Source organism: Longimicrobium sp. (assembly GCF_036280135.1).
Classification (GTDB): domain Bacteria; phylum Gemmatimonadota; class Gemmatimonadetes; order Longimicrobiales; family Longimicrobiaceae; genus Longimicrobium.
Window position 1 is genome coordinate 1 of sequence record NZ_DASURI010000187.1, and the last position, 7,705, is coordinate 7,705.

Here is a 7,705-nt window from a genome sequence, read left to right on the forward strand (position 1 = left end):
GAGCGCGCGGCGGACCCCAACCGCATCTCGCGCAACGAGCTGGAGGTGCGCTTTCACCTGCCGGACCTGGAGGCCATGCTCCCCACGCGCGACCGCGTGGACCGCTTTGCCGTCGTCCTGGCGCCGGGCGCCGACGCCGACAGCGCGGCCCGGTGGATCGAGGGCGTGGCGTTCGGCACGCGCGCGTACGGCAGCCAAGCGCTGGCGGAGGAGACGAGCGCCACCTTCGCCGTCGTCTCGCGATTCCACGACGCCATCGGCATCGTCACCATCCTGGCGAGCGCCATCTTCCTTCTCTGCGTGATGATCATCCGCGTGGACGAGCGAAAGCGCGACATGGGGATGCTGCGGCTCATCGGCGTCAGCCGCGGCACCGTGTTTCGCGCCATCGTGCTGGAGGCCATCGGCATCGCCATCGTGGGCTCCGTCATGGGCGGCGGGCTGGGGATCGTCGTCGCGAAGATCGTAAACGCCTACTACGCGCGGGTCTACGACACCACGCTCAAGTTCGCCCTCGTCACGCCGCGCATCGTTGTCCTGGCGGCGCTGCTGGGGCTGGCGCTGGGGGCGTCGGCCGGCGCGCTGGCCGCGTGGCGCGTGGTCCGCGTGGCGCCGCAGAAGCTGGGGGAGCGGTGATCGTCAGCGCCTTTCTGCGGTCGCTGTTCAGGCGGGGGGGACGGACGGCGCTGGCCCTGGCGGGGATCGCCGTGTCGGCCGCGCTGCTGCTGGACATGACGATGCTGGCCTCGGGGCTCACCAAGTCGTTCGGCGAGCTGCTGGGGGTGAGCGGATACGCGCTGCGGGTGACGCCGCGCGGCAGCCTGCCCTTCGACAGCGAGGCGGGGATCGCCGGCGGGGATTCCGTCGGCCGGCGAATCGCGGCCGTGCAGGGCGTGCGCGCCGTGGCGCCCGTGCTGGGCGCGCAGTTCTACCTGGCGCGCGGCGACAGCGCGGGCGAGCCGCTGTTCACCAGCGGGGTGGACCCGAGCTCGCAGTTCCTCTACCGCATCGTGGACGGCCGCGCGCCCGGCCCCGGCGAGGTGGTGCTGAGCGAGCCGCTGGCGCGCGACGAGCGGCTGGGCGTGGGTGACACCCTTCGGCTGGCGGCGGAGCTGGACGTGTCGCTGGGCCGCGCCCGGCAGACGACGCCGTACCGCGTGGCCGCCGTGGCCGACTTCCTGTACGACTACGCGGACCAGCGCTCGCTGGCCATGCCCATCACGGACGTGCAGCGCGCCACGGACCGCCCGGGCGAGGTCTCGCTGTTTGGTGTGGCCACGGACGCGGGCGTGGACGACGACGCGCTGGCGGACCGCATCACCGCCGCCGTGCCCGAGGTGTCCACGTACTCCACGAGCGAGCTGATGGCGGAGATGGACAAGCGGCTGCTGTACTTTCAGCAGCTGGCGACCATCCTGGGGAGCGTGGCGCTGGTGGTGACGGCGCTGCTGGTGTCGACCATCATCACCATCGGCGTGCGCGAGCGGTTCGGCGAGATCGCCACGCTGCGGGCCATCGGCGTGGGGCGCGGGCGGGTGCTGCTGGCCATCGTCACGGAGGGCCTGGTGCTGGCGGGGATCGGGTGCCTGGCGGGGCTGCCGCTGGGGCTGTGGATGGCGGGCCGGCTGGACCGCATCCTCCTGGGCTTTCCGGGGATCCCGGCGAAGATGACGTTCTTTGCCTGGGACCCCGCCCGCGTGCTGCTGGCGATGGGGATCGTGATCGCCGTGGGCGCGGTGGCGGGGCTGCTGCCGGGATGGAACGCCACGCACACGCCGCTGGGGCAGGCGCTGCGGGAGGAGGCGGAGTGAGGAGGAGTGCGAAAGTGCGAAAGCGAAAGACCGGCATGCGAGGATGCGGAGTCCGTTCATCGTGAGTCGGCGTCGAGCCTGAGCGGGTAAACCCGCCGCTGGGACAGCCATAAGCCCTGTCTCGCGCCGACGCGCTCCGCGAACAGGGCTTCAACCGACCGGATGCCGCCCTGGTGCACTCCGGCGGCCCGGGCTGGGGCAGTCCGCGCAGGCGGACTTTGTGCCGTTTCAGCGGCGAATTCATTCGCTCCTGGCCGCGCGCGGGCCCTCACCCGCTCGCCTAGGCTCGCACCCTCTCCCGCAAACTGCGCGGGAGAGGGTATACACTTCGAACTGGGCCCGGGGCGTGGGGGCGGGCACCGCGTCAGCGCGGTTCTCCACCTCCCCCGCGAAGCGGGGGAGGTCGCGAGTCGACGAGCGGGAGGGGGCCTTGGCACGGGCTCCGCTGCCCCGCGACGAAGTTCTCCCTTCCCCCATGCAGTTTATGGGGGAAGGGTCGGGGATGGGGGGCGCTCCGCGATCCGCATCCCCTCTGCCATCGTGCACGTGCCCTGTCCCGAAACTTCTCGCCGACGCACGATGCCGGCGAAACCGGATAGAACCGAATCGGATGCCCATCATCCAGGCGCGCGGGATCATCAAGGAGTACCCGTACCAGGGCGACGCCGTGCACGCGCTGCGCGGCGTCGATCTGGCCATCGACCGCGGCGAGCACGTGGCCGTCGTGGGGCCGTCCGGCTGCGGCAAGAGCACGCTGCTCAACGTCCTCGCCGGCATCGAGCCGCCCACGCGCGGCACGGTCGAGCTCCTGGGCGACGACGTCTACGCCCTGGACGAGGGCCGCCGCTCCGCCCTGCGGCTGCGGCGCGTGGGCTTCATCTTCCAGCGCTTTCACCTGCTCGCCGTCCTCACGGCGGCGGAAAACGTGGAGCTCCCCATGGCCGAGGCCGGCGTTCCCGCCCGCGAGCGGCGGGACCGCGCGCGGGAGCTGCTGGACTACGTGGGCCTGGGCCACCGCATGGGCCACCGTCCGCCGCACCTGTCCGGCGGCGAGCAGCAGCGCGTGGCCATCGCCCGCGCGCTGGCCAACCGCCCCGAGGTGGTCTTTGCCGACGAGCCCACGGGCGAGCTGGACCGCCGCACGGGCGACGAGATCATCGCCCTGTTCGAGCGGCTCAACGCCGACGGCACCACGCTCGTCATCGTCACCCACGACATGCACGTGGCCCAGCGCGCCCGCCGACGCGTGGAGATGGCGGACGGCATCGTCGTCCGCGACCACGGCGCGCCCGCAGACATCGCATCCGATCGATGAAACGAATCCTTTCCCTTGCCGCCGCGCTCGCCTTCGGGATCGCGGGCCGCGCGTCCGCGCAGGACTCCACGCACGTCGTGCTCGACGGCCGCTTCGACGAGTGGGAGGGCGTCGCGCCCGTGCTCCAGGACCCAGCGGACGGCCGCGCGCCCTATCCCGACATCCTCGCCGTGCAGGCCCGCGCGGACGTGGACGCGGGCTTTTTGAACTTGACCCTGCGCGAGCCGGTCGTGCTGCAGTCGCTGCCCGCGCCCATGCTTCTCCTGGTGGACTTCGGCGGTCCCATGGGCGGCGAGGTGCACGGGATGCGGGGCGTGGACGCCGTTCTGGAGTTCTCCGGCGGCCGTCCCGGGGCCGGTGTGTGGCTGCGGCGCATCGACGGCGAGGGCCGGGTGGACACCCTTGTCTCCGCGAACGAGACGGAGATGATGATCGCGCCGTCGCACGTGTCGCGGCGGTTCGAGATCCGTCTTCGCCGCGGCGGGCCGCTGAACATCGGCGGGCAGATCCGCTTTCGCTTCGTCGTTCTCGATTCCGCGGGCGGCGTCGCGGACGAGACGGAGGCGTTCACGGCGGACTTCTCCAGCATCGTCATGCCGCCCCTCGAGCCCGGCGGCGGGTTCACGGACCCGCTGGCCCGCGCGCCGGGGACGGACCTGCGCGTGGTGTCGTGGAACGTGGGGCGCGAGACGATGTTCCGGCAGCCGGACGCGTTCGGCGCCATCCTGCGTGCCCTGGACCCCGACCTGCTGCTGCTGGACGAGGTGGCGGGCGGCCACTCCGCGCCGGAGGTGCAGGCGCTGCTGGACCGCATCCTCCCGGGTGACGAGCCCTGGCACGTGGTCTACGGCACCTCCGGCGGCTCACAGCGCGGCGTGATCGCGGCCCGCGGCACCGCGCCGGAGATGGCGCGGTCGTTCATGGCGCGGCTGCCGTACCCGGACAGCGCCCGCGACGTGATCGGCGACGACACCGCGGCGGCCGCGCAGGGATGGCTGCGCAGCCGGCTGGAGGTGAACGTGCCGGCCACGGGCGCCCTGGTGACGCTCGGCGGGCGGCGGCTGCTGGGCGTGACGCTGGACCTGGAGAGCGGCGGCGCGCTGGGCAGCCCCAAGGACCGGCTGCGGCGCATCGAGGCCCTGCGCATCCGCGACGCCGTGGCCCAGGCGATCGCGGCGGGCGGCGTGGACGGCGTGCTGGTCGCGGGCGACTTCAACCTCGTGGCCTCCCCCGATCCGCTTCAGCTCCTGGCGACGGGCCTGGACGTGGACGGGTCGGACCTGCACGTGCCCACGCCCCTGCGGCTGGACGGCGCGTCGGCCCTCACCTGGGAGAACCCGGAGGAGCCGTTCACGCCCAGCCGCCTGGACTTCGTGCTCGTGGGCGACGCGGCCCTGGCCGTGACGGGCGGATTTATCTTTCGCGCGGGCGACCTGACGCCGCGATGGCTGGAGACGCACGGGCTGACGGCGGATGCGTCGCGGGTGACGGATCACCTGCCCGTCGTGACGGACCTGCGCTGGACCGTCCCCGTCCGATGATCGTTCGCTTGGCCCTCGCGGAGCTGCGCAACCGGCCGGCGCGCGCCCTGTTCCTGCTGGGCGGCTACGCGCTGGGCGTGGCGGTGATGGTCGTGCTCCTGGCCGTGGGCGAGGCCATGCTGGAGCAGGCGCGCGACCGCGAGCTGGTGGGCGGCGGCGACGTGGTCGTGGTCCCGGCCGGCATCAGCGCGGAGATGCTCAAGGCGGGCGGCGTGTCGTCGCTCTTCCTGGGCATCGACCACGCGCGCTTCCTGCAGCGCAACCTGCTGCAGTCGCCGCGCGGGGCGGGGGAGCACGGCATCCGCGCGGCCAGCCCCATCCTGGACGGCAAGCAGGTGGAGCTGTACGTGGGAAGCGAGCGGATGAGCGCCATCGCCACGGGCGAGATCCCGTCGCGGGCCGCGGCGGCCGGCGCCGCGCCGCACCTGCTCGAGGGCCGGTGGACGGACTCGGACGCGGACCGGCGGTGGATGGCGCCCACGCAGAACGATCTGCTGCGGGAGATCGACCGTTTTCATCTTCCGCCCGTGCGCGACAGCACCTGGGCGGAGTGGCACTACTTCAACGTGGTGCTGGACGACCGGCGCTGGGTGTATGCCACGCTGATGGTGGCCGGCGAGGTGGGCGTGCCGGGGCGCTGGGGCGGGCGCATCCTCATCACCGTGCGCGAGCCGGACGGCACGCACCGTTCGCTCACCCGCGACCTGGCCGGCGACCAGGTGCGCTTCGACACGGCTTCGCCGGACCTCCAGTTCGGCGACCGCGCGTTCGTGCGGCTGGAGGGCGACGGGTACCGCGTGGCGGCGGATGCGGGCGGGGTGCGGCTGGACCTGCGCGTGACGCCCGCGCCGCGCCGCTACTTTCCGCCCACGGATCTGGGCAGCGATCGGCTGATCTCCGGCTACGTGACGCCGGCGCTCCATGCCCGCGCGGACGGCACCGTCTGCCTTCCCGTGTGCCAGCGGATCAGCGGCGCGCAGGCGTACCACGACCACAACTGGGGCGTGTGGCGCGACGTGTCGTGGGAGTGGGGCTCGGCGTCCGGCGCGGACCTGTCGCTGCTGTACGGTGTCGTCCGCGGCGCGGGGACGGGCGCGGAGGGGCTGTTCGCGTACCTGGTGGATGGGCGCGGCGTGCGCGGCGTCTATCGCCCGGGCGAGAACCGCTTCACGGAGATGCAGACGGTGGCGGCGGAGGGCGGCCGGCAGATCCAGGTCCCGCGCCGCTTCCGCTTCGAGGATGCGCGGCAGGGGATGGCGGTCACGGTCGACGTGGAGGCCGTCCACGTGACGGACATGGATCGCCCGAGCCGCCGCTGGTTCGTGCAGATGCGCGGCGTGGCGACGGTCACGGAGCGCGGCCGCGAGATCGGCCGTCTCCGCGGCTTCTTCGAGACGTACGTGGACTGAGGGAAGTGCGTGAGTGTGTTAGTGCGTGAGTGCGGAAGTAACTGATCCGGCATCACGATACGCGGAGGGCGGCGTAGGAGTGGGCGAGCCGATCGGGATCCGAGTCGATCGCGGCACCCCGGCCGCGGCGAATGAATCCGCGGCTTCGCGGCTATGACAACGTGATGTCGGCCTGCGCCGACCGCTCCTGCCGCACGCGGTCGTTGTGCACCAGGGCGGTCCTCGAGCTATCGAAGGCGGCCTCGGCGCAAGTCCGCGCAGGCGGACTTCGTGCCTTTCCAGCGGCGAATTCATTCGCTCCGGCTGAGGGGCGGCCTCATGTACACGAAGCCCGCTTCCGGATAATGGGCAGATAGCAGACGGCGCCCCGGCCTCCTCACAGAAGCCGGGGCGCCGATGCCGTTGCAGGCTGTCCCTGTAACCTGTCCCCTGTACCCCGCTGTTCAAGTAGTTGCAGTTGCAGGCTATTCCCTATTCCCTATCACCTATTCCCTGCAGCTCCTGCAGTCCTCAGTCATCATCCTGCGCGCCGCCACGCCACGTGATGGGCATGGACACCTGCGTGGGCACGGCCTGCCCGCCCACGCGCGCCGGCGTGAACCGCGCCCGCGAGATGGCCGCCGAGGCCGCGCCGCGGAAGGCCGGGTGCGACGCCTCCACGACGGAGATGGACGAGCGATCCACCGACCCGTCCGGCCGCACGACGAACGAGACCACCGCGCTGCCCCACGTGTTCGTGCCCTCCAGCGCCGTGGGATACGAGCGGCTGACGGCCGAGCGGAACGCCGACGCGTTCGACAGCGACGGACGCACGTCCAGCTCCTCCGCGCTGTACACGCGGTTGGGGTCCGCCGCGGGACGCGAGGGCGCCGCCGTCGTCGGGGCCGGCGTGGACACGGCGGGCGCGGCCGGGCGCTGCTCCATCTGCGGCGCCGGCACGCTCGGCGCCGGTCGCGGCGCGTTCTGCAGGGCCACCTGCTGCGGCACGGGCGCCACCGGCTGCTGCGCGGCGGCGGCGGCCAGCTGCGCCTGCCGAAGCGAATCCTGCTGACGCTGCTGAAGCCGGCGCTGCTCCTCCTGCTTGCGCCGATCCTCTTCCTGCTTGCGCTTCTCCGCCGCCGTCAGGCCGGCCGTGTCGGCCGGCGTCAGCGGGGGCAGCGCGGCGGGGACTACACTGTCCGTCGGCGCCTGCGGCTGCGCGGCGGCCGGGGCCGTGCCCAGCGAGGCCGCCGCCTGCGACGTGAGGTTCTGCGCGACCTGCGGCACGGCGCCGCCCGGCCGGGCCATCAGCGTCTTGGCGACCACGCCGCCGCCTACCAGCACCGCGACGGCAATGCCCGCCGCGATCAGCCCGCGCTTGCTGCCGCCGGACTGCGTTCCGCCCAGCCGCTCCATCCCCCGCCGGCGCCGCTCCGGCAGTGAAATGGGCGCGGTGTCATCAATCGAGGCGCTCGCGATCGGCGCGGGCTCTACCTGCGGGATCGGCAGCGGTGCCGCGACGTATGCGGCCTCGGCGCGCGTCTCGTCCGCGGCCGGCGTCTCCGGTTTGAGCGTGATGACGGGGGCCGCGACCGGCTCGGGCCTGGGCTCGACCTTCGGCGGCGGCGTGGCGGCGACGGGCTCGGGCTT

General features: G+C 72.9%; 6 protein-coding genes. 5 read left to right on the plus strand and 1 reads right to left on the minus strand.

Going from position 1 to position 7,705, the window contains the following annotated elements:
* The 5 genes from VFZ20_RS05475 to VFZ20_RS05495 all read left to right on the plus strand — a co-directional run.
* The coding region (locus VFZ20_RS05475; protein WP_329682829.1) for an ABC transporter permease at positions 1-636 on the plus strand (636 nt) is incomplete at its 5' end.
* On the plus strand, positions 633-1,811 hold the full coding sequence (locus VFZ20_RS05480) for an ABC transporter permease (RefSeq protein ID WP_329682830.1): 1,179 nt from the start codon (positions 633-635) through the stop codon (positions 1,809-1,811). The genes VFZ20_RS05475 and VFZ20_RS05480, both read left to right, overlap by 4 nt.
* A gap of 610 nt (positions 1,812-2,421) precedes the next feature.
* A complete protein-coding gene (locus VFZ20_RS05485) occupies positions 2,422-3,126 on the plus strand; it encodes an ABC transporter ATP-binding protein (protein ID WP_329682831.1) in 705 nt (234 codons plus the stop codon).
* Entirely contained in the window at positions 3,123-4,667 is a 1,545-nt protein-coding gene (locus tag VFZ20_RS05490; RefSeq protein ID WP_329682832.1) for an endonuclease/exonuclease/phosphatase family protein, read from the plus strand. The genes VFZ20_RS05485 and VFZ20_RS05490 overlap by 4 nt, the downstream gene beginning before the upstream one ends.
* A complete protein-coding gene (locus VFZ20_RS05495; RefSeq protein WP_329682833.1) occupies positions 4,664-6,076 on the plus strand; it encodes a hypothetical protein in 1,413 nt (470 codons plus the stop codon). The genes VFZ20_RS05490 and VFZ20_RS05495 overlap by 4 nt, the downstream gene beginning before the upstream one ends.
* A 510-nt stretch (positions 6,077-6,586) precedes the next feature.
* On the opposite strand, the gene VFZ20_RS05500 is transcribed toward VFZ20_RS05495, so the two are convergent.
* Positions 6,587-7,705, minus strand: a 1,119-nt coding sequence (locus VFZ20_RS05500) for a TonB family protein (RefSeq protein ID WP_329682834.1), incomplete at its 5' end; no start/stop codon positions are given.